At 66.5% G+C, this 19,532-nt stretch carries 22 protein-coding genes; 15 read left to right on the top strand and 7 right to left on the bottom strand.

Annotation, left to right across the window (positions count from 1 at the left end):
* Complete coding sequence (locus AC51BJ_RS01765) at positions 1–390, bottom strand: hypothetical protein (RefSeq protein ID WP_496279134.1); 390 nt, start codon at positions 388–390, stop codon at positions 1–3.
* A 295-nt stretch (positions 391–685) separates the two neighbouring features.
* On the opposite strand from AC51BJ_RS01765, the gene AC51BJ_RS01760 reads away from it, so the two are divergent.
* Entirely contained in the window at positions 686–994 is a 309-nt protein-coding gene (locus AC51BJ_RS01760; RefSeq protein WP_496279133.1) for a YkgJ family cysteine cluster protein, read from the top strand.
* Positions 995–1,073: 79 nt separating this feature from the next.
* On the opposite strand, the gene murB is transcribed toward AC51BJ_RS01760, so the two are convergent.
* Positions 1,074–2,099 (bottom strand): UDP-N-acetylmuramate dehydrogenase, encoded by a 1,026-nt coding sequence (murB, locus tag AC51BJ_RS01755; RefSeq protein WP_430433402.1) that lies wholly within the window; start codon positions 2,097–2,099, stop codon positions 1,074–1,076.
* A gap of 322 nt (positions 2,100–2,421) precedes the next feature.
* On the opposite strand from murB, the gene acnB reads away from it, so the two are divergent.
* Both acnB and AC51BJ_RS01745 read left to right on the top strand, forming a co-directional pair.
* Positions 2,422–5,013 carry a bifunctional aconitate hydratase 2/2-methylisocitrate dehydratase gene (gene acnB, locus AC51BJ_RS01750; protein WP_496279132.1) on the top strand — a complete coding sequence of 864 codons (2,592 nt, stop codon included), beginning with the start codon at positions 2,422–2,424 and terminating at the stop codon, positions 5,011–5,013.
* A gap of 219 nt (positions 5,014–5,232) precedes the next feature.
* Positions 5,233–6,033: a response regulator gene (locus AC51BJ_RS01745; protein WP_496279131.1), complete on the top strand. Its 801-nt coding sequence runs from the start codon at positions 5,233–5,235 to the stop codon at positions 6,031–6,033.
* Between the two features lie 7 nt (positions 6,034–6,040).
* Here the strand turns inward: AC51BJ_RS01745 and AC51BJ_RS01740 are convergent, their stop codons facing one another.
* Positions 6,041–7,123: a 3-deoxy-7-phosphoheptulonate synthase gene (locus tag AC51BJ_RS01740; RefSeq protein ID WP_496279130.1), complete on the bottom strand. Its 1,083-nt coding sequence runs from the start codon at positions 7,121–7,123 to the stop codon at positions 6,041–6,043.
* A gap of 97 nt (positions 7,124–7,220) precedes the next feature.
* Entirely contained in the window at positions 7,221–8,342 is a 1,122-nt protein-coding gene (locus tag AC51BJ_RS01735) for a PQQ-dependent sugar dehydrogenase (protein ID WP_496279129.1), read from the bottom strand.
* A 60-nt stretch (positions 8,343–8,402) separates the two neighbouring features.
* Here AC51BJ_RS01735 and AC51BJ_RS01730 point away from each other — a divergent pair, with 60 nt between their 5' ends.
* Positions 8,403–9,254 (top strand): endonuclease/exonuclease/phosphatase family protein, encoded by an 852-nt coding sequence (locus tag AC51BJ_RS01730; RefSeq protein ID WP_430433407.1) that lies wholly within the window; start codon positions 8,403–8,405, stop codon positions 9,252–9,254.
* 48 nt (positions 9,255–9,302) lie between these two features.
* On the opposite strand, the gene AC51BJ_RS01725 is transcribed toward AC51BJ_RS01730, so the two are convergent.
* Positions 9,303–9,500 carry a DUF465 domain-containing protein gene (locus AC51BJ_RS01725; protein ID WP_019918851.1) on the bottom strand — a complete coding sequence of 66 codons (198 nt, stop codon included), beginning with the start codon at positions 9,498–9,500 and terminating at the stop codon, positions 9,303–9,305.
* 232 nt (positions 9,501–9,732) lie between these two features.
* On the opposite strand from AC51BJ_RS01725, the gene AC51BJ_RS01720 reads away from it, so the two are divergent.
* The 11 genes from AC51BJ_RS01720 (at position 9,733) to AC51BJ_RS01670 (ending at position 18,120) form a co-directional block, all read left to right on the top strand.
* Entirely contained in the window at positions 9,733–9,972 is a 240-nt protein-coding gene (locus AC51BJ_RS01720; RefSeq protein ID WP_019918850.1) for a DUF3567 family protein, read from the top strand.
* Between the two features lie 92 nt (positions 9,973–10,064).
* Entirely contained in the window at positions 10,065–10,607 is a 543-nt protein-coding gene (greB, locus tag AC51BJ_RS01715) for a transcription elongation factor GreB (protein ID WP_496279214.1), read from the top strand.
* Positions 10,604–10,975 carry a DUF2946 family protein gene (locus AC51BJ_RS01710; protein WP_430433409.1) on the top strand — a complete coding sequence of 124 codons (372 nt, stop codon included), beginning with the start codon at positions 10,604–10,606 and terminating at the stop codon, positions 10,973–10,975. Before greB ends, AC51BJ_RS01710 begins: the two co-directional genes overlap by 4 nt.
* An 87-nt stretch (positions 10,976–11,062) precedes the next feature.
* Positions 11,063–11,512 (top strand): copper chaperone PCu(A)C, encoded by a 450-nt coding sequence (locus tag AC51BJ_RS01705; RefSeq protein WP_496279128.1) that lies wholly within the window; start codon positions 11,063–11,065, stop codon positions 11,510–11,512.
* Between the two features lie 295 nt (positions 11,513–11,807).
* Complete coding sequence (locus AC51BJ_RS01700; RefSeq protein WP_430433411.1) at positions 11,808–12,683, top strand: FliM/FliN family flagellar motor C-terminal domain-containing protein; 876 nt, start codon at positions 11,808–11,810, stop codon at positions 12,681–12,683.
* 4 nt (positions 12,684–12,687) lie between these two features.
* Positions 12,688–13,053, top strand: coding sequence for a FliM/FliN family flagellar motor switch protein (locus AC51BJ_RS01695; RefSeq protein WP_430433412.1), 366 nt, complete (start codon positions 12,688–12,690; stop codon positions 13,051–13,053).
* Complete coding sequence (gene fliP / locus AC51BJ_RS01690) at positions 13,050–13,823, top strand: flagellar type III secretion system pore protein FliP (RefSeq protein ID WP_496279127.1); 774 nt, start codon at positions 13,050–13,052, stop codon at positions 13,821–13,823. Before AC51BJ_RS01695 ends, fliP begins: the two co-directional genes overlap by 4 nt.
* 4 nt (positions 13,824–13,827) lie before the next feature.
* Positions 13,828–14,100 (top strand): flagellar biosynthesis protein FliQ, encoded by a 273-nt coding sequence (gene fliQ / locus AC51BJ_RS01685; protein WP_019918843.1) that lies wholly within the window; start codon positions 13,828–13,830, stop codon positions 14,098–14,100.
* A 15-nt stretch (positions 14,101–14,115) separates the two neighbouring features.
* On the top strand, positions 14,116–14,898 hold the full coding sequence (gene fliR, locus AC51BJ_RS01680) for a flagellar biosynthetic protein FliR (protein ID WP_425762456.1): 783 nt from the start codon (positions 14,116–14,118) through the stop codon (positions 14,896–14,898).
* A complete protein-coding gene (gene flhB / locus AC51BJ_RS01675; RefSeq protein ID WP_430433415.1) occupies positions 14,891–16,036 on the top strand; it encodes a flagellar type III secretion system protein FlhB in 1,146 nt (381 codons plus the stop codon). The genes fliR and flhB overlap by 8 nt, the downstream gene beginning before the upstream one ends.
* Positions 16,033–18,120, top strand: coding sequence for a flagellar biosynthesis protein FlhA (locus tag AC51BJ_RS01670; RefSeq protein ID WP_496279126.1), 2,088 nt, complete (start codon positions 16,033–16,035; stop codon positions 18,118–18,120). Before flhB ends, AC51BJ_RS01670 begins: the two co-directional genes overlap by 4 nt.
* Before the next feature lie 9 nt (positions 18,121–18,129).
* Here AC51BJ_RS01670 and AC51BJ_RS01665 read toward each other — a convergent pair whose 3' ends face one another.
* Together AC51BJ_RS01665 and AC51BJ_RS01660 are read right to left on the bottom strand one after the other, a co-directional pair.
* Positions 18,130–18,582, bottom strand: a complete 453-nt coding sequence (locus AC51BJ_RS01665) for a hypothetical protein (protein ID WP_496279125.1) — start codon at positions 18,580–18,582, stop codon at positions 18,130–18,132.
* A gap of 124 nt (positions 18,583–18,706) precedes the next feature.
* Positions 18,707–19,532 (bottom strand): flagellin N-terminal helical domain-containing protein (locus AC51BJ_RS01660; RefSeq protein ID WP_496279124.1); only part of this gene is annotated, 826 nt, incomplete at its 5' end.

Genomic DNA, 19,532 nt, shown 5'->3' with positions numbered 1-19,532 from the left:
TCAGTGAAGTTGCGGTACGTACTTCGGGTCCGCCGGCGCAGCCGGGGCGACCGGCGTCGGGCGCTGCGAGATTTCGGCGGCAGCCTGTGCGGCGTCGCCGCCCCGCGCACGCTGCGCCTCGGCGGCGCGCATCCAGCCCGTGTCGTGCGGATATTCATCGCTGCGATACTTCGGGTCGGCCGGCGCGGCTGGCGCCACCGGCGACGGGCGGGCCGTCACCTCGTTCCGCACCTGAACTGCCTGGGCGCGCCGTTCAGCGGCCGGTTCGCCGGCGCCGCGCACCTCGGACACGGTGTTGGACATATGTTCGGTGGGAAAGGCGCCTTCCGCCATCGCGCCGGCGGACGTGATCACGAAGGCGGCACCAACGATAGTCTTGAGGACGGTCATTGCAGTCTCCATGGATAGCGTGGATAGCGGATGCCGGGATCGGCATCCATGGACTGCAGTGTCGACGCTGGCGGCCTGGCCGGATGTCGGCGGGAGGGTAGCCGCTGTAGGCGCCCTCGCAATGCGTGTAGGAAGCCAGGCGGATCCGGAGCAACGAGGATGTGCCGGCGACCCCGGCGCGATCGCGCTGCCGGGGCGGCATATGCCGAGCCCTGTCGTCGTTGGGCGCGCTGTCGGACAATGTCGGAACGCGGGGTCGGTGCGAGGTGCGCGATCCACATCCATACGAGGCTTCATGGACTACAACTGTGTCGAATGCGGCGCCTGCTGCGCCACTTTCCGCGTCGATTTCCATCCGTCGGAGGGCGAGACTCAGGGCGGGCGCGTGCCCGAGGGCCTGTACGACGAGTTGAACGGATCGATCGCCCGCATGCGGGGCACCGACCACACGCCGCCGCGCTGCCGTGCGCTGCGCGGCTGCATCGGCGAGAACGTAAGCTGCTTCATCTACGACGAGCGGCCCGACCCGTGCCGCGAATTCGAAGCGGGGTCGGAGGCCTGTCTGCGTGCGCGGCGCCGGCACGGGTTGGCGGAGGTGGCGTGACGCATACGCCCCCCGGTGGAGCGCCGTGCGGGGTTCTTGTGGAAGCGAGCTTGCTGGCGACAGCGGCCTGAGAGGACGTTCAGCCGACGATCAGCGGCTCGGGTTCGATGTCTACCCCGAAGCGTTCGCGCACGCTGGCCTGGATGTCCGCGGCCAGCTTCAGCAGCTGATCGGCGGTCGCCTGGCCGTGATTCACCAGCACCAGCGCCTGCCTGTCATGCACACCAGCATCGCCGCGACGTGTGCCCTTCCAGCCACACCGGTCGATGAACCAGGCAGCGGCGAATTTCACCGCGCCGTCGGTCGCAGGGTAGTGCGGGGCGTCCGGGTAGGCGACGAGCAGGCGGGTCGCTTCGTCGGCGGGCAGCACCGGATTGCGGAAGAAGCTGCCCGCGTTGCCGATCACCGCCGGGTCTGGCAACTTGGCGCGGCGCACGGCGCAGACGGCGTCGAACACGTCGCGGGGTGTCGGTGCAGAAACTCCGCGCGCCGCGAGCTCGCGCTGCAGGTCGGCATAGTCTGCCCGCACCTCGGGCCGTATGCTCAGCCGGAACACGACGCGGGTGATGATGGCGCGGCCGGCCAGCCGATGTTTGAACACGCTGTCGCGGTAGCTCATCGCACAGTCGGCGGCCGTCAGTTGCAGCCAGCGACGGTCCTGCATGTCCCAGGCTTCGACGCTGTCCAGCCAGTCCACCAGTTCGACACCGTAGGCGCCGATGTTTTGTACCGGCGCGGCACCGACGGTGCCCGGAATCAGCGCGAGGTTCTCCAGCCCGTACCAGTTGTGGTCGAGCGCGTGGCTGACCCAGTCATGCCAGTTCTCCCCGGCGGCCACCGCGATGCGCACCGTGTCGCCGTCGCGCGCCAGCACTTCGATGCCGCGTGTGCGCATCTGCAGCACGGTGCCCGGAAAGTCCGCCGCAAACACGATGTTGCTGCCGCCGCCCAGAACCACGATGCGCTCGCAGCGCTGCAGCAGCGCCTCGGTCAGCGCCGGCAGATCGGCTGCGTCGTCCACAGGCTGCAGCCGTGCCGCGCGGGCGGGCAGGTGCAGCGTGTTCAGATCGCGCAGGTCGGCGTCGGGGAGGGCAGGGGCAGTCATGACGTGCCGTGAGTCGGGTAGCGCAGCGCTGGAGCAGGGGCGCGCAGTATAGCCAAGCGACTGCGCTGCAGTGCGGCAGGCGGCTTGGCTTGAAATCGAATAAAAGATATCATATATAAGACTTGAACCGCCTTCGCGCGCAGTGGGTTTTGCGCTGCGCCATGCAAGGTTGCGGTCGTCGCCAAGGTGCGGATTGGAAAGCACTTTTTCGACACCGTTTCGGTGCAAGCCGCGGCTTTTCAGTCCGCGTCTTCGTGCGACGCACCATCGAAAGGGTGTGTCGTTCTATGATGCGGTATACCCGTCTACCGGAGGACTCACCGTGCTTGAAGCTTACCGTGCCCATGCCGCCGAACGCGCCGCGCTCGGCATCCCGCCGCTCGCCCTCGATGCGAAGCAGACTGCTGAACTGATCGAGCTGATCAAGAACCCGCCCGCCGGCGAAGAAGCCTTCCTGCTCGACCTGCTGACCCATCGCGTGCCGCCGGGCGTGGACGACGCCGCCAAGGTGAAGGCCTCCTTCCTGGCCGCCGTGGCGCACGGTGACGTCAAGGTCGCACTGATTTCCAAGGCCAAGGCCACCGAGCTGCTGGGCACCATGGTGGGCGGCTACAACGTGAAGCCGCTGATCGACCTGCTGGACGACGCTGAAGTTGCCGGTGTCGCCGCCGACGGTCTGAAGAAGACGCTGCTGATGTTCGATTTCTTCCACGACGTCGCCGAGAAGGCGAAGGCCGGCAATGCCAAGGCCAAGGAAGTCGTGCAGTCCTGGGCCGACGCCGAGTGGTTCACCAGCCGTCCGGAAGTGCCGAAGTCGATCACCGTCACCGTGTTCAAGGTGCCGGGCGAAACCAATACCGACGACCTGTCGCCGGCGCCGGACGCGACCACCCGTCCGGACATCCCGATGCACTATCTGGCGATGCTGAAGAACACCCGCCCGGATGCGGCCTTCAAGCCGGAGGAAGATGGCAAGCGCGGTCCGATGCAGTTCATCGAGGATCTGAAGAAGAAAGGTCACCTCGTTGCCTATGTCGGCGACGTGGTCGGCACCGGTTCGTCGCGCAAGTCGGCCACCAACTCGGTGATCTGGGCCACCGGCCAGGACATCCCCTTTGTGCCGAACAAGCGCTTCGGCGGCGTCACGCTGGGCGGCAAGATCGCCCCCATCTTCTTCAACACGCAGGAAGACTCCGGCTCGCTGCCGATCGAAGTCGATGTGTCGAAGCTGGAAATGGGCGACGTGATCGACGTGCTGCCGTACGACGGCAAGATCGTCCGTAACGGCGAGACGGTGGCTGAATTCGCGCTCAAGAGCGAAGTGCTGCTCGACGAAGTGCGCGCCGGCGGCCGCATCAACCTCATCATCGGCCGTTCGCTGACCGCCAAGGCACGCGACTTCCTCGGCCTGGGCGCGTCGACGCTGTTCCGCCTGCCGAAGGCGCCGGTCGATACCGGCAAGGGCTACACGCTGGCGCAGAAGATGGTCGGCCGCGCCTGTGGCCTGCCGGAAGGCAAGGGCATCCGCCCGGGCACCTACTGCGAACCGCGGATGACGACGGTTGGCTCGCAGGACACCACCGGCCCGATGACCCGTGACGAACTGAAGGACCTGGCCTGCCTCGGCTTCTCGGCCGACCTCGTCATGCAGTCCTTCTGCCACACTGCCGCCTACCCGAAGCCGGTGGACGTGAAGATGCACCGCGAACTGCCGACCTTCATCTCGAACCGCGGCGGTGTCGCACTGCGTCCGGGTGATGGCGTGATCCATTCCTGGCTGAACCGCCTGCTGTTGCCGGACACCGTCGGCACCGGCGGCGACTCGCACACCCGCTTCCCGATCGGCATCTCGTTCCCGGCCGGTTCCGGTCTGGTCGCCTTCGGTGCGGCTACCGGCGTGATGCCGCTGGACATGCCGGAATCGGTGCTGGTGCGCTTCAAGGGCACGATGCAGCCGGGTGTCACGCTGCGCGATCTGGTGCATGCGATTCCGCTGTACGCGATCAAGGCGGGTCTGCTGACCGTGGCCAAGCAGGGCAAGAAGAACGTGTTCTCCGGCCGCATCCTCGAAATCGAAGGCCTGCCGGACCTGAAGGTCGAACAGGCCTTCGAACTGTCGGACGCGTCGGCCGAGCGTTCCGCTGCCGGCTGCACGATCAAGCTGAACAAGGAGCCGGTGCAGGAATACCTGCGCTCGAACATCGTTCTGATGAAGAACATGATCGCCAACGGCTACCAGGACGCGCGCACGCTGGAGCGTCGCATCAAGTCGGTCGAAGCCTGGCTGGCCGATCCGCAGCTGCTGGAAGCCGACAAGGACGCCGAGTACGCGGCGGTGATCGAAATCGACCTCGCCGACATCAAGGAACCCATCGTCTGCTGCCCGAACGATCCGGACGATGCGAAGTTCCTGTCGGAAGTCAGCGGCACCAAGATCGACGAGGTGTTCATCGGCTCCTGCATGACCAACATCGGCCACTTCCGCGCCGCCGGCAAGCTGCTGGAAGGCAAGAAGGACATCCCGGTGCGTCTGTGGATCGCGCCGCCGACCAAGATGGACGCGTCCGAGCTGACCAAGGAAGGCTATTACGCCACCCTGGGTGGCGCCGGTGCGCGCATGGAAATGCCGGGCTGCTCGCTGTGCATGGGCAATCAGGCGCAGATCAAGGAAGGCAGCACCGCGATGTCGACCTCGACCCGCAACTTCCCGAACCGTCTGGGCAAGAACACCAACGTGTTCCTCGGCTCGGCCGAACTGTCGGCGATCTGCTCGAAGCTGGGCCGCATCCCGACCCGCGAGGAATACCTCGCGGAAATCGGCGTCGTCACCAAGGATGCAGACAAGGTCTACAAGTACATGAACTTCGACCAGATCGAAGAGTACGCAGAGACCGCGAAGGAAGTGACGGTCTGATCGTCGTCCGCAGCACGCAGTGAAAACGGCCCGCAATCGCGGGCCGTTTTTTTGCCTGTCGCACGGCGATTCCGGCGCCGCGGCGGCGGCCGGACGGGCGCCTCGCGTCGAAATGCCGTGGCGAAGCGCATCGGCGGGAGGCGTGCGTCACGAAGCGCCGCTCATGTTGCAGCGCGATGGTGCCGTCAAGAACAGGACCGAATCCTGCGGGCCCCGCCCATGACGCCTGACCTGTTCAATCTCGACGTGCTGCTGGTCGAACCCTCCTCGACGCAGACCCGGATCATCCGCGAGCGCGCGGCGGCGGTCGGCATCATGAAGATCCGCGAGGCCGATGGCGTGCATTCCGCACTGGCGGCGATGTCCGCCAAGGTGCCGGATCTGGTGATCAGTGCGCTCTACCTGCCGGACGGTGACGGCACCGAACTGGTCCAGGCGATGCGCAATACGCCCGAACTGCAGCAGGTGGCCTTCGTGCTGGTATCCAGCGAAACCCGGCCGCAGGCGCTCGACGCGGTACGCCAGTCCGGCGTCTGCGGCATCCTGCCCAAGCCCTTCACCAGTGCGCAGCTGCAGCGGGTGCTGTCGGCGACCCTCGACTTCCTCGCCGACGACGCGGCGCCGGACGAAGACATCGACTACGAATCGCTGCGCGTGCTGCTGGTCGATGACAGCGGCAATGCGCGCCGCTTCATGCGCCGCGTGCTGCAGAACATGGGGCTCAGCGACATCGTCGAGGCCAGCGATGGCAGCGAAGCCGTGAAGCTGCTGGACCAGACCCTGTTCGATCTCGTCGTGACTGACTACAACATGCCTGAGATGGACGGACAGGCGCTGGTCGAGTACGTGCGCCAGCAAAGCTGGCAGGCTTCGGTGCCCATCCTGATGGTGACCAGCGAATCCGACATGGGGCGGCTGGCTGCGGTCGAGCAGGCGGGCGTGTCGGGCATCTGCGACAAGCCCTTCGAGCCGGCCACCATCCGCGCGCTGCTGAAGGGCGCGCTGCGGCACACCGCCTGAGCAGGCCTCAGCCGGCAGCCATCCGGCGCATCAGTGCCGGGCCTGCAGTGGCGGCCAGCTCGCGCAGCATCCGTTCGGTGGTGGCCCAGTCCACGCATCCATCGGTGACCGAACAGCCGTAGCGCAGTTGCGACAGATCCTTTGGAATCGGCTGGTTGCCTGCTTCGAGATGACTTTCGATCATGACGCCGACGATGGAGCGGTTGCCGTCGCGGATCTGCCCCGCCACGTCGGCCAGCACCAGCGGCTGCATCTCGGGCTTCTTGAACGAGTTGGCGTGCGAACAATCGACCACGATATTGGGCGGCAGGCCGGCCTTGATCAGCGCCTGTTCGGCCAGCGCGATGCTGACCGAATCGTAGTTCGGCCGGCCCGCGCCGCCGCGCAGCACCATATGGCCGTGCGGGTTGCCGCGCGTGCGGATGATGCTGGAGCGGCCGTAGCGATTGATGCCGAGGAAGCTGTGCGGGCGCGAGGCGGAAATGATGCCGTTGATCGCCGCGTCGAGGTCGCCGTCGGTGGCGTTCTTGAAGCCGACCGGCGTCGACAGCCCGCTGGACATTTCACGGTGCGTCTGCGATTCCGAGGTGCGGGCTCCGATCGCGGTCCATGAGATCAGGTCGCCCAGATACTGCGGCGAGATCGGGTCCAGCGCCTCGGTGGCGGCCGGCAGGCCCAGTTCGGCCACGTCGAGCAGGAAGCGGCGCGCCCGGCGCATGCCTTCCTCGATCTGGAAGCTGTCGTCCATGAACGGGTCGTTGATGTACCCCTTCCAGCCGACCGCGGTGCGCGGCTTCTCGAAATACACGCGCATCACCAGCAGCAAAGAGGGCGATAGTTCGTCCGACAGCGTGCGCAGCCGGTGCGCGTACTCCATGCAGGCCTGCGGGTCGTGCATCGAGCAGGGCCCGACCACGACGAACAGGCGCGGGTCGGTCCGCTCCAGGATGGCGCGCACCGCCTCGCGGCCGGCCCGCACGGCCGTTTTCGCCGCCTCGCTGAGCGGCGCGTCGCCCTTGATGTCGCCCGGCGCGGGCATCACCGCAAAGCTTTCGATGCGGCTGTCTTCGAGTGTGGTGTCGGTGTTCATGAGCGGTCTCCCCGTTTGTCATGCCAGTCAACGCCGACCGGCGCACGCTGTCAATCGCGCTGGTCAAGGAAAGCGTGAATGGCGGGGAGAGACTGCTTCAGCGTGCCGCGTGCCGGGTGCCGTTCCAGCGCACGCGGTAGATTGCATCGGAGGCGTCGTCGGACACCAGCAGCGAACCGTCGGGCAGTACCAGCACGTCGGCCGGCCGGCCGGATACCGCATCGTTGCGACCGAGGAAGCCTTCGACGAAGGGTGTGTAGCTGGTGACCGTATCGCCGTCGAGCCGCGCCACCATGACGCGGTAGCCGTCGCGCACACTGCGGTTCCACGATCCGTGTTCGGCGATGAACACCGCACCGCGGTACTCGTCCGGGAATTGGGATCCGGTATAGAAGCGCATGCCCAGCGGCGCCACGTGGGCACCGAGCCGCAGCACCGGCGGTGTGTAGTCGGCGCAGGACCGCCCCTTGCCGAACTCCGGATCGGCGATGTTGCCGCCGTGACAGTAGGGGTAACCGAAGTGCTGGCCGGCCTTGCTGACGCGGTTCAGCTCGCACGGCGGCGTGTCGTCGCCCATCCAGTCGCGGCCGTTGTCGGTGAACCACAGCTCGCCGGTTTTCGGGTGCCAGTCGAAGCCGACGCTGTTGCGCACGCCGCGTGCGTAGATCTCCAGTCCGCTGCCGTCCGCGTTCATGCGCATGATGTTGGCAAAGCCGTCCTTGTCGCGGTCGCAGATATTGCAGGGGGCGCCGACCGGCACGTAGAGCTTGTCGTCCGGGCCGAAGGCGATGAACTTCCAACCATGGGCGCTTTCCTTCGGAAAACGGTCGCTGACCAGCACCGGCTTCGGCGGCGTGGCCAGCCTGTCGTCGATGGCGGGCAGTTTGACGATGCGGTCCAGCGACGACACGTAAAGGTCGCCCTTGCGCCAGGCGACGCCGACCGGCATGTTCAGCTGGTCTGCAATCCTGACCGCCTTGCCGGCTTTCATCGTCGCCGGGTCGAAAGTGACTGCGCTGACATGGCCGGCGCGCGAGCCGACGTAAAGCCGGCCGGGCGCGCCCAGCGTCATCGCGCGCGGATTGTCGACCTGCGCCCACAGCTCTATGGTGAATCCGGGCGGCACGCGCAGCTTTTCCAGCGCGGTTTCGGCGTGGGCGAGGGCAGAGCCGAACGCAAGCGCGCCGGCGAGCAGGAGGCTTCGTATCATGGTGGTCATCCCGTCATCAGATGCGGAATCGACCGGCCAGCGGCGCCGGTGTTCCGCAGTGGAGAGAACATGAAGCTGGTCAGCTGGAACATCCAGTGGGCGCGCGGTTGCGACGGCCGCGTCAGCACCGAGCGTATCGCCGATATCGTGCGTGCCTGGGGCGATGCGGAGGTGATCTGTCTGCAGGAAGTGGCGGTGGGTTTCGACACCTTGCCCGGAATGTGCGGCGAAGACCAGGTGGCGCAGTTCTCTGCGCTGTTTCCAGGCTACTCGGCGTTCTTTGCGCCGGGCAGCGACCGGCTCGGCGATGACGGTCGGCGCCTGCAGTTCGGCAACCTGACGCTGTCGCGTCTTCCGGTGCTCGCCGTCTGGCGCCGTCTGCTGCCGTGGCCGGCCGACGACAGCGTACCCGGCATGCAGCGCGCGGTCGCGGAAGTGACCGTCGCTTCTCCGGGCGGACCGCTGCGCGTGCTGAACACGCACCTCGAGTACTACTCGGCGGTGCAGCGCATGGCGCAGGTGGAGGCTTTGCGCACGCTGTCCGCCGAGGCGCTGGCCCACCTGCGCGCGCCACCGCGGAGCAAGGACACGAACCCGGCGTTTCTGCCGCCGCCGCGCCCTGCGGCAGCGCTGCTGTGCGGTGATTTCAACTGCGAGCCGCACAGTGCGGAACACGCGCGGCTGACTGCGCCGGCGGACGAAGCGGGTGCCGACTGGATCGATCTGTGGACCCACTGCCGCGGCGGCGAGCCGCACGCGCACACCGTCGGCCTGCACGGTGCCGACTGGCCCGATCATCCTTACTGCTGCGATTTCGCTCTGGCGACGCCGGCCTTGCTGCCCCGCGTGATCGGCATCGATGTGCACGCCGACACCGATGCATCGGATCATCAGCCGGTCCGGGTGGAACTGCGCGACTGAAGCGCAGTCATCAACCATGCAGGGCTGATCGGCCGGAATCGGTGACCGCTAGGCGATGTCGTCAGGGTCGAGCAGGCGTTCTATCGTTGCGATACGGTCGCGCAACAATAGTTTTCGTTTCTTCAGCCGTCGCAGCAGAAGCTCGTCGCGCGACTGCACGTCATGCAGGTCGGCGATGGCCTGATCGAGGTCACGGTGTTCGGCGCGCAGCGCGTCCAGCGTGGCGCGCAGTTCCTGTTCTTCCATGCCTGGCGCGCTGCCGGGAGGCGGCGCCTACTCCGTTTCGGGGACAGGCCCGGATGTTAGGTGTCACACCGCGAGGGCGCAAGCGCCCTTCAGCAAAGCAGTATCCGGCCGTTAGTCCACTTGAAAGGCGGCCGGTGTGCCCCATCTGCACTGCAGGGACGCGGTGCAGGAAGCTGCGACGGGCATTCTGCCGTTGCGTGTTGTACAGCCGCACCAGCCAAGGAGAAACATCATGCATATCATGTTCAATAATCCGCTGGTCTATGTGGTCGAGTACGCAGGTCTGGAAGCCGTCGAGGTGATCGACAAGCGCATCGGCCGTGGCGCCCTGATCCGCGACGACGCAGCACGCCGTTTCCGCGAGGAACTGAAGGAGCTGGTCGACCACGACGAAGAGGTCGGGCCGGAAGAGTTCGACGCCTTCATGGTGCCGTGGGAGGCGCTGCTGACGCAGCCGGCGATCTACCACTGACGCAACCACCGGCCGCCCGCGGTGTTTCGCCGCAGGCGGCCGCTTCGGTAAGATGCGTGTCCGCAGAATCTGCACGCAGCCTACGCATTCCGATGAGCAAGGCCTTCACCAAGGAAACCGACACCGAAGAGGACGATCCCGAATCGGTCAGCGCGCTGCCAGCGGGCAGCAAGAACTACATGACGCTCGCCGGCTACGGCCGTCTGCGGGCCGAACTCGACGAACTGGTGCGCAGCGAGCGCCCGCGCATCGTCGAAACCGTCGCCTGGGCCGCCTCCAACGGCGACCGCTCCGAGAATGGCGACTACATCTACGGCAAGAAGCGTCTGCGCGAAATCGATCGCCGCATCCGCTTCCTGATCAAGCGACTCGAATCGGCCACCGTGGTCGACCCCAGGGAACAGCAGAACCCTGAACAGGTGTTCTTTGGCGCCACCGTCGACTACGAGGACGAGGACGGCCCGCACACCGTGCAGATCGTCGGCGTCGACGAAGCCAACGCATCCGACGGCCGCATTTCATGGATATCGCCGCTTGCCCGCGCGCTGCTCAAGGCACGCGAGGGCGATACCGTGCGTTTCCAGAGCCCGGCCGGGCCGCGCGAGATCGAGGTGACCGAGGTGCGCTACGAGTGAGCGCACGGCGGCATTTGCGCATCGTTGCGCGCCTGCTTCTGCTGGCGCTGCTCGCGTCGCCGGCGGTACCGGCCCTGGCGCAGGTGCTTGCGCGCAGCGCAGGGATGGCGCTGGCCGCCGACATCTGCACCGGCGCACGCGCGGCGGACGACGGCATGCCGGCCCCGGTTCAGCATGCCGGAGCGCATTGCCAGCTGTGCGGCACTCATGCCGGCGGTGCCGTTCCGGTCCGCGCGACGCCGGCCCCTGTCTTCGGTTCACGTCCCGGGCGGGAACGCCTCGCGCCGACGAGCGAATGCGACGGTGACGAGCGCGGAATGCGACCGGAGGCGAGGGCGCCTCCCGGCGCTCACCGCCCCTCCGCCTGACCCTTGCGCAGCATTCCCGGCTGACGCGCGGCGCCCGCTCTGCCGGTGCCCCATGCGTCATCGCCCAGTCCTTTCCGGAGCACAGAAATGAAATCCATCCTGACCGCCACTCTCCTTTCCATCGCCTGCAGCGCCGCCCTGGCCGACGTTACGGTGAAGGATCCCTGGGTACGCGCCACCGTCGCCGAACAGAAAGCCACCGGCGCCTTCATGCAGATCACCGCGCCGAAGGCGGCGCGGCTGGTCGGCGTCCACTCGCCCGTGGCCGGCGTCGCGGAAATCCACGAAATGTCGATGAACAACAATGTAATGCGCATGCGTGCCATCCCGGCGATCGATCTGCCGGCCGGCAAGGCGGTCGAACTCAAGCCCGGCGGCTACCACCTGATGCTGATGGATCTGCGCGCGCCGCTGGTCGACGGGCAGACGGTGCCGCTCAGCCTGACCGTGGAGATGGCCGACGGCCGGCGCGAGACGCTGGAGGTCAAGGCCCCGGTGCGCCCGCTCGGCGCTGCCGCGTCGCACGATCACCACTGAGCGTAGTCCCGCTTGCGCGGGTGGGCCTCGCTTACCCGAGCGCCCCTCGCGGTCTTCTACTCCCCGCTGTCCGCTGCCTGCACACTTCGGGTGTGCAGGCAGTCCCGCCTTTGCCGTCGTCCCCTCACGTTCTCCGGGATATCTTCCCGCCACGGTGATCAATCAACCGTACGGATACAGTTAATTAACCGTACGCCTAAAGTTTCGCCTCCAGGGTTCGTAATCCTGCACAGCAGGTGGTCGCTGACAGCCTTGTCCGGCCGGACTTTCGCAATACAACGCACACAGAACTGTCATGAACTCGAATTCCAGGAGTGGCGATCGGGTCGCCTCCAGGGTGCTGGACGCGAGCGCGCTCGGCCGTCCCGTCCATCGTCTGGATGCCTTCGCCGACAGGCTGGCCAAGGATCTGGCCGAGGCATTCCGCGGTGGCGTGAACCGCCGCTACCGGGCCGCCTTCGACCTGCGTTCGGTCAGCATCGACCGCACTGGACAGGCCGGCGACCTGATCCGCTGGACGGCCTACAGCGGCGAGACAGGGCGCATCCTGTTCGCCGCCGAACGCCCGCTCGTGCTGACCCTGCTCGGATACCGTTTCGGCCTGATCGGGCGTAGCGGTGCAGCGGCGCCAGCGCAGGCCGACGGCAATGGTCGCGCGACCGCGACCGAGGAACGTGTGGCGGTCGCCCTGGGCGAGGAACTGGCCGCCGTGGTTGCCGCCCGCATCGAAGCCGGCGACCTCGACCGGCCGCTCGACGCCGTCGCAACGCCGGCCTTCTCGATCGCGCCGGCACCACCTCCGGCCGCGGGCGCCTGGACGCTGAGTTGCACGGTGGCCGACCCGCTGCTCGGTGAGGACTGCCGCATGTGGTTCGTACTCGACGACGCCTGCATGGACAGACTGCTGCGCGGCCTCGCGCCGCCGCGTGAAAAAAAGGACGCAGCCGGCGCCGACACGCCGTTTGCCCACCGACTGCAGATGACGCTCACCGGCCGCCTGCTGAGCAGGGACATCCAGCTCGGAGAGCTGTTCGACCTGCGTGTCGGCGACGTCATTCCGGTCTTCGTCGGCGAAGCCGACGTACTGGTCGACGATTCGCGCCTCTTTACGGCAGCTGTCGCCGAACACCGCGGCAAGCTCTGCCTCACCTCATTCAACGATATGGACTGATGCCATGGACAACACTTCCGGAATCGACACGCTGCTGGACGGACTGGACGAGGCAGGCGACGACCTTGCGCTGCTCGGCAACGAAGCGCCGGCCACACCGGCTGCACCGCGACGGAACTTGCCGCAGATGATGCGACGCATACCGGTCACGCTGACGCTGGAGGTCGGGTCCGCGCGCGTATCGCTGCAGGACCTGATGGAAATCGGACCGTCGAGCGTGCTCGAACTGGATTCGCTGGCCGGCCAGCCGCTGGTGATCAAGGTCAATGGCACGCCGATCGGTCACGCCGAGGTGGTGCTGGTCGGCGACAACCACGGCCTGCGCGTGGTCGACCTCGACGGTCTCGATCTGGACAGCCTGGCGCAATGACGTACCGATCGTCCTGCGGAGGGTCGTGGGCGCGCCGCGCCGGCAGGCTGCTGCCGGCCGTGGCCGCGGTCGTCGTCTGTGCATCGGCCGGCGCGGCCGAGATTCCGCTGCTCGAATCGACCACCCGCGGCGCCACCACCGAGTTCTCGGTGAAGACGCAGATACTCATCATCATGACCTTGCTCGGGCTGCTGCCCGTCATGGTGATGATGATGACCAGCTTCACCCGCTTCGTCATCGTGCTGTCGCTGCTGCGGCAGGCGCTGGGCCTGCAGCAGGGTCTGCCCAACCGCATCGTCACCGGCATCGCGCTCATCCTGACGCTGCTGGTGATGCGCCCGGTGGGCGAGCAGATCTGGGCTGAAGCCTTCGTGCCCTACGACCGCGACAGCATCAGCCTCGAACAGGCGCTGAAGATCGCCGAGGCGCCGGTGTCGCGCTTCATGATGGCGCAGACCGGCAAGGCCGCGCTCGAACAGATCGCCCGCCTGTCCGGCTCCGGGCCGGTCGCGCAGCCGATGGACCACCCCTTCCTGGTGCGTCTGGCCGCCTTCGTGCTGAGCGAGCTGAAGACCGCCTTCCAGATCGGCTGCATGCTGTTCATTCCCTTCCTGGTGATTGACCTCGTCGTGTCCTCGGTGCTGATGGCCATGGGCATGATGATGCTGTCGCCGCTGGTCATTTCGCTGCCGCTGAAGCTGCTGCTGTTCGTGCTGGTCGACGGCTGGACGCTCACGGTCAACACGCTGGTCACCAGCATTCAGGTCTGATGCGATGCTGACGCCCGACATTGCGGTTGATCTGGTCAGCGAAAGCCTGCACATCACCATGGTGCTGGTGCTGCTGCTGGTCGGCCCGGGGCTGGTGATGGGCCTGATCGTCGCGCTGTTCCAGGCGGCCACGCAGATCAACGAACAGACGCTGAGCTTCCTGCCGCGACTGCTGGTCACCCTGCTGGCCATCATCTTCGCCGGACGCTGGATGACCGGCTACCTGATGGACTTCTGCGTGTCGGTGTTCCAGCGGGCGTCGGCGCTGGTCGGCTGAACGGGCGCGCACGTCGTGGAACCGCTGTTCAACCAGATGCTGCCCTTGCTGCACACGCTGTGGTGGCCGTTCTGCCGCATCCTCGCGATGTTCAGCGCGGCGCCGCTGATCGGCGAGACCACGTTGCCGATGCCGGTGCGCATCCTGCTGTCGCTGGTGCTGGCGGTCGTCATGCTGCCGCTGGTGCCAGGCGGCGCGCAGATCGATCCGTTCTCGCTGAACGGCGTCGCCACCACGGTGCAGGAAGTGCTGATCGGCTTCGTGATGGGGCTGGCCTTTCACCTGGCGATGGCGGTCATCATGGTGCTCGGCTTCCTGGTGTCGTCGCAGATCGGCCTGTCGATGGCGCTGATGAACGATCCGCTCAATGGTGCCTCGTCCGACGTGGTGTCCAGCCTGCTGGCGACCATGTGTGCGCTGGTGTTCTTCGCCGTCGATGGCCATCTGCTGCTGGCCGGCGTCATCGGCGCAAGCTTCGGTGCCTGGCCGGTGGGCGGTGGCATCCCGCTGTCCACACTGCAGGCGATCGCGCTCAATGTCGCCTGGGTGTTCTCGGCGGCGCTGCTGCTCGCAGTGCCCATGGTGTTCGCGACCATGGTGGTGCAGATCGGCTTCGGCTTCCTGAACCGCGTGGCGCCTTCGCTGAACCTGTTCTCGCTCGGCTTCTCGCTGGTGACCGTGTTCGGCCTGTTCATGCTGGGCCACGTCGCGCGCGTGGTGCCGCAGCACTACCTTCGCATGTGCGGACAGGTGCTCGACATGCTGCAGCAACAGATGAGGGCGGTGCCGCATGGCTGACGAATCAGGCAGCAGCGGCGACAAGTCTGAAAAGCCCTCGCAGCAGAAGCTGCGGAAGACGCGCGAGAAGGGGCAGGTCGTCCGCTCGCGCGATCTGGCGACGGCGGTCGGCATCCTGGTCAGCCTCAAGCTCATCGTGCTGATGATGCCGTCGCTGCTCGACGACTTCCGTGACCTGTTCGCACTCGGCTTCGTGCCGCTGGACGGCGACGGCGCGCTCGACAACGCGTGGTCGGCGCGCTTCGCGGCTGCCTCCACGCTGCTGCTGAAGATGCTGTTGCCGCTGTGCGCGGTGCCGCTGGCCATCCTGATTGCATCGCTGCTGCCCGGCGGCTGGGTGCTCAACGTCGAGCACTGGCAGCCCAAGCTGGAACGCCTGAGCCCGATCAAGAATCTGGGTCGGCTGGTGTCGCCCAAGCACCTGTTCGAGGTGGCGACCTCGGTGCTGAAGGCGACCGCGCTGTGCTGCGTGCTGTGGTACGTCTGCAGCCGCGGCGTCACCGATTTCCTGATGCTGCAGTCGCTGCCGCTGGACCGCGCGCTGATTGCCGGCGCCGACCTGATGCTGGACAGCATCATGGCGCTGTGTGCCGTGTTCGTCGTGTTCGCGCTGGTCGATGTGCCGGCGCAGGCCTTCTTCTTCCTGCGCAATCTGCGCATGACCAAGCAGGAGGTGAAGGAGGAGCACAAGTCGAGCGAGGGCCGGCCCGAGGTGAAACAGCGCATCCGCCAGCTGCAGCGGCAGATGGCGCGGCGCGGCGTGCGCAAGGCGGTGCCGGGGGCCGATGTGGTCATCGTCAATCCGGAGCACTACGCGGTCGCGCTGAAGTACGACGAGCGCCGCGCGCAGGCGCCCTTCGTCATCGCCAAGGGTGTGGACGAGATGGCGCTTTACATCCGCGCCATCGCCACCGAGCACAGCGTCGAGACGGTCGAACTGCCGCCGCTTGCGCGCGCCATCTACAACACCAGCCAGGTCAACCAGCAGATTCCGCTGCCGCTGTATCGCGCGGTGGCGCAGGTGCTTACCTATGTTCTGCAGCTCAAGGCCTTTCGCCGCGGGCAGCGTCGGGGTGAGCCGCGGCTGCCGACCGACCTGGTCATTCCGAAACATCTGAGCGAGGTGATGCCCGCATGAACTTCCTGAACCGCCTGGTCGACGAAATGCGCCGGCACCGCGTCGCCACACCGGTGTTCCTGCTGCTGATACTGGCGATGGTCATCCTGCCGCTGCCGCCGGTGCTGCTCGACGTGCTGTTCACGTTCAACATCGTGCTCGCGCTGATCGTCATCCTGGTCAGCGTGTCGGCCAGGCGGCCGCTCGATTTCTCGGTCTTTCCGACCATCATCCTCGCCACCACGCTGATGCGGCTGACGCTGAACGTCGCCTCGACGCGGGTGGTGCTGCTGCACGGTCACGAAGGCACGCACGCCGCCGGCCAGGTGATCGAGTCCTTCGGCAACGTGGTGATCGGCGGCAACTTCGTGGTCGGTCTGGTGGTGTTCGTCATCCTGATGATCATCAACTTCGTCGTCGTGACCAAGGGTGCCGAGCGCATCTCCGAAGTGTCCGCCCGCTTCACGCTGGACGCGCTGCCGGGCAAGCAGATGGCCATCGACGCCGATCTGAACGCCGGCCTGATCAACCAGGAGAAGGCCCAGGCCCGCCGCCGCGACGTGGCGATGGAGGCGGATTTCTACGGCGCCATGGACGGCGCCTCCAAGTTCGTCCGCGGCGACGCCATCGCCAGCATCCTCATCCTGCTGATCAACATGGTGGGCGGCGTCATCATCGGCGCGCTCATGTACGACCTGAGCCTTGGCGATGCCTTCCGCCAGTACGCGCTGCTGACCATCGGTGACGGTCTGGTGGCGCAGATCCCGGCACTGCTGCTGTCGGCGGCAGCGGCCATCATCGTCACCCGCATCAGCGATTCCGGCGACTTCGAACAGCAGATCAGCGCCCAGCTGCTGACCTCGCCGACGGTCATGTACGGCGCGGCGGCGATGATGGCGGTGCTGGCCGCAATTCCAGGCATGCCCACGCTCATGTTTGCGCTGTTCGCGGCCGTACTCGGATTTGTCGGCTGGCGGCTGTCGGGGATGGCCGAGCGACCGGCGCAGAGCGATCTGGTTCAGGTCGAGAGCGCACTGATCAACGCCCGTGCGCCCGAACTCGACTGGAGCGATCTGCCGGTGGTCGAGCCGGTCACCATCATGCTGGGCTACAAGCTGGTCGGTCTGATCGACGCAGCGCAGGGCGCGCCGCTGACGCGCCGGATCAAGGGCGTGCGCCAGAGCCTGAGCGAAACCATGGGCTTCCTGTTGCCGCCGATCGGCGTGCGCGACGATCTTTCGCTGAAGCCTTCCCAGTACTCAGTGCTGCTCAGCGGCGCGGTGATCGCGCAGGCCGAGGTGTTCGCCGACCGGCTGATGGCCATTCCGTCGCCGAAAACTTACGGCACGCTGGACGGCATTCCGGGCATCGAACCGGCCTATGGCATGCCGGTTACGTGGATTGCCCCGGAGGACAAGGCGCATGCGCTTGGCCTCGGCTATCAGGTGGTCGAGTGCGCGTCGGTCATTACCACCCACCTGTCCAAGCTGGCGCGCGAACACCTGGCCGAACTGTTTGGCCACGAGGACGTGCCTGCGCTGCTGGAGCGGCTGTCCGCGCTGACGCCCAAGCTGTCGGCGGCCCTGGACAAGGCTATGACGCACACCCAGCTGCTGCGCGTGTTCCGCGTGCTGCTGGCCGAGAACGTGTCGCTGAAGGACATCGTGCCGATCGCGACGACGCTGGTCGAGAACGCCGAGGTGACCAAGGACCCCATCCTGCTGGCGGCCGAAGTCCGCTGCGCGCTGCGCCGGCAGATCGTCGGCGCCTTGGTCGGGCCGCTGGCCGAAATGAAGGTGTTCAATCTGGGCAGCGAACTGGAGAACATGCTGCTCGGCTCGCTGAACCAGGCGCGCCAGACCGGCAAGGCAGCGCTGGACAACTACCCGATCGACCCCAATCTGCTGGCCCAGCTGCAGACCCACATGCCGTTGGCGCGCGACCAGATGAAACAGCAGGGCGGCACGCCGCTGCTGCTGGTGATGCCGCAGATCCGCCCGCTGCTCGCACGTTACGCGAGGCTGTTCGCGCCGGGGCTGCAGGTGCTGTCTTACAACGAAGTGCCGGAGCAGCGCGACGTCAGCGTCGTCGGTACGCTGGGCTGAGCGGTGCGCTCAGCGGAGCCCGCCGCTGCGCGCATACAGGAAGGCGTGAGTGAGCCAGGCCGTGCGGCAGGCTGCGACCTCGATCGCCACGATGCGTCGCTGCGCGAGGATGGGCAGTATGTAGTCGATGCAGCGAACGCCGCCGTTGGCGTCGCGCGTCGCGCGGCACAGCAGGCCGGTGCGCCGCAGATCGTCGTCGGACACCACCTCGCAGGGCGACAGGCGGTCGTGCCCGTTCTCGATCAGGAACTGCAGTGCCACCACGAAGGCGGCACGCGCGATGCGGATGTCGTGCGGCACGATGCGCACGAAGGGGCGGTCCGTTTCGTGCAGGATTTCGAAGTCGATGTCGGACACGCCGTGCGTGGCGTAGCGCTGGCCATCGCCGATGAGGTGCCAGATCGCGTCTATCGTCGCTTCCGAATGCGATTCGCAGATCGCGGATTCGCAGCGGTTCCTCATATGGATCATCCTTCCGGTTGGTAGTGCGTCGCCGGCGCCACGGCGAACGCCCGCGCCGGTGAGACCGGGGCGGGCGGACGCGGAACGGGAATTGCCGGACGCCGGAGCGTCGGCAGTCGCGGCATTACTGCATCAGCGACATGACGAGCTGGGACATGCTGGAGCTCTGCTTGAGCATGGAGGTGCCCGCTTGCATGAGCATCTGCTTCGAGGTCATGTTGGCGGTTTCGGACGCGTAGTCTACATCCATGATGCGACCGCGGGCCTGTTCGGTATTGGTCTTCATGTTGGCCAGGTTGTTATAGACGTGGTCCAGTCGGTTCGACGCGGCGCCGATCTGCGAGCGCAGCGTGCCGACGGCGGTGATGGTCGTCTCCGCCAGCGTGATCGCGGCGTTGGCGGCGGTCGAAATGTCACCGGCGTTGAGTGCGGTGACCGCGGTGGTCAGCGTCGTGAAGTTGGCCGAGGTGTCGACCACCATGGTTTCCGCGGCGTCGGCACCGATCTGGAAGGTCACGCCGCCGGCGGTGGCCAGCGTGCCGCCGGTCAGCAGGGCCTGACCGCCGAACTTGGTGTTGGTCATGATGTTGGTCAGCTCCAGGCCCAGCTGGTCGTATTCCGCCTTCATCGCGGTCTTGTCGCTGGCGTTCGAGGCACCGTTCGACGCTTCGGTCGCCAGGTCCTTCATGCGCAGCACGATGTTGGTGATCTCGGTGAATGCGCCTTCGGCGGTCTGCATCATCGAAATTCCGTTCTGGGTGTTGCGCTGGGCGATCGCCATGCCTCCCGTCTGTGCACTCAGGCGGGTGGCGATCTGCAGACCGGCGGCGTCGTACATCGCGGAATTGACGCGATAGCCGGTGCTCAGGCGGGTTATCGTAGTGGACAGAGCTTTCGGGGTGCCGCCGACCGAGTTCTGTGCGGTCAGGGCGGCGGCGTTGGTATGAAGG

The organism is Methyloversatilis sp. S146-33, from assembly GCF_059552495.1.
Note: the sequence above shows the minus strand (reverse complement) of the source record. Positions and strands in the feature narration are given on the sequence as shown.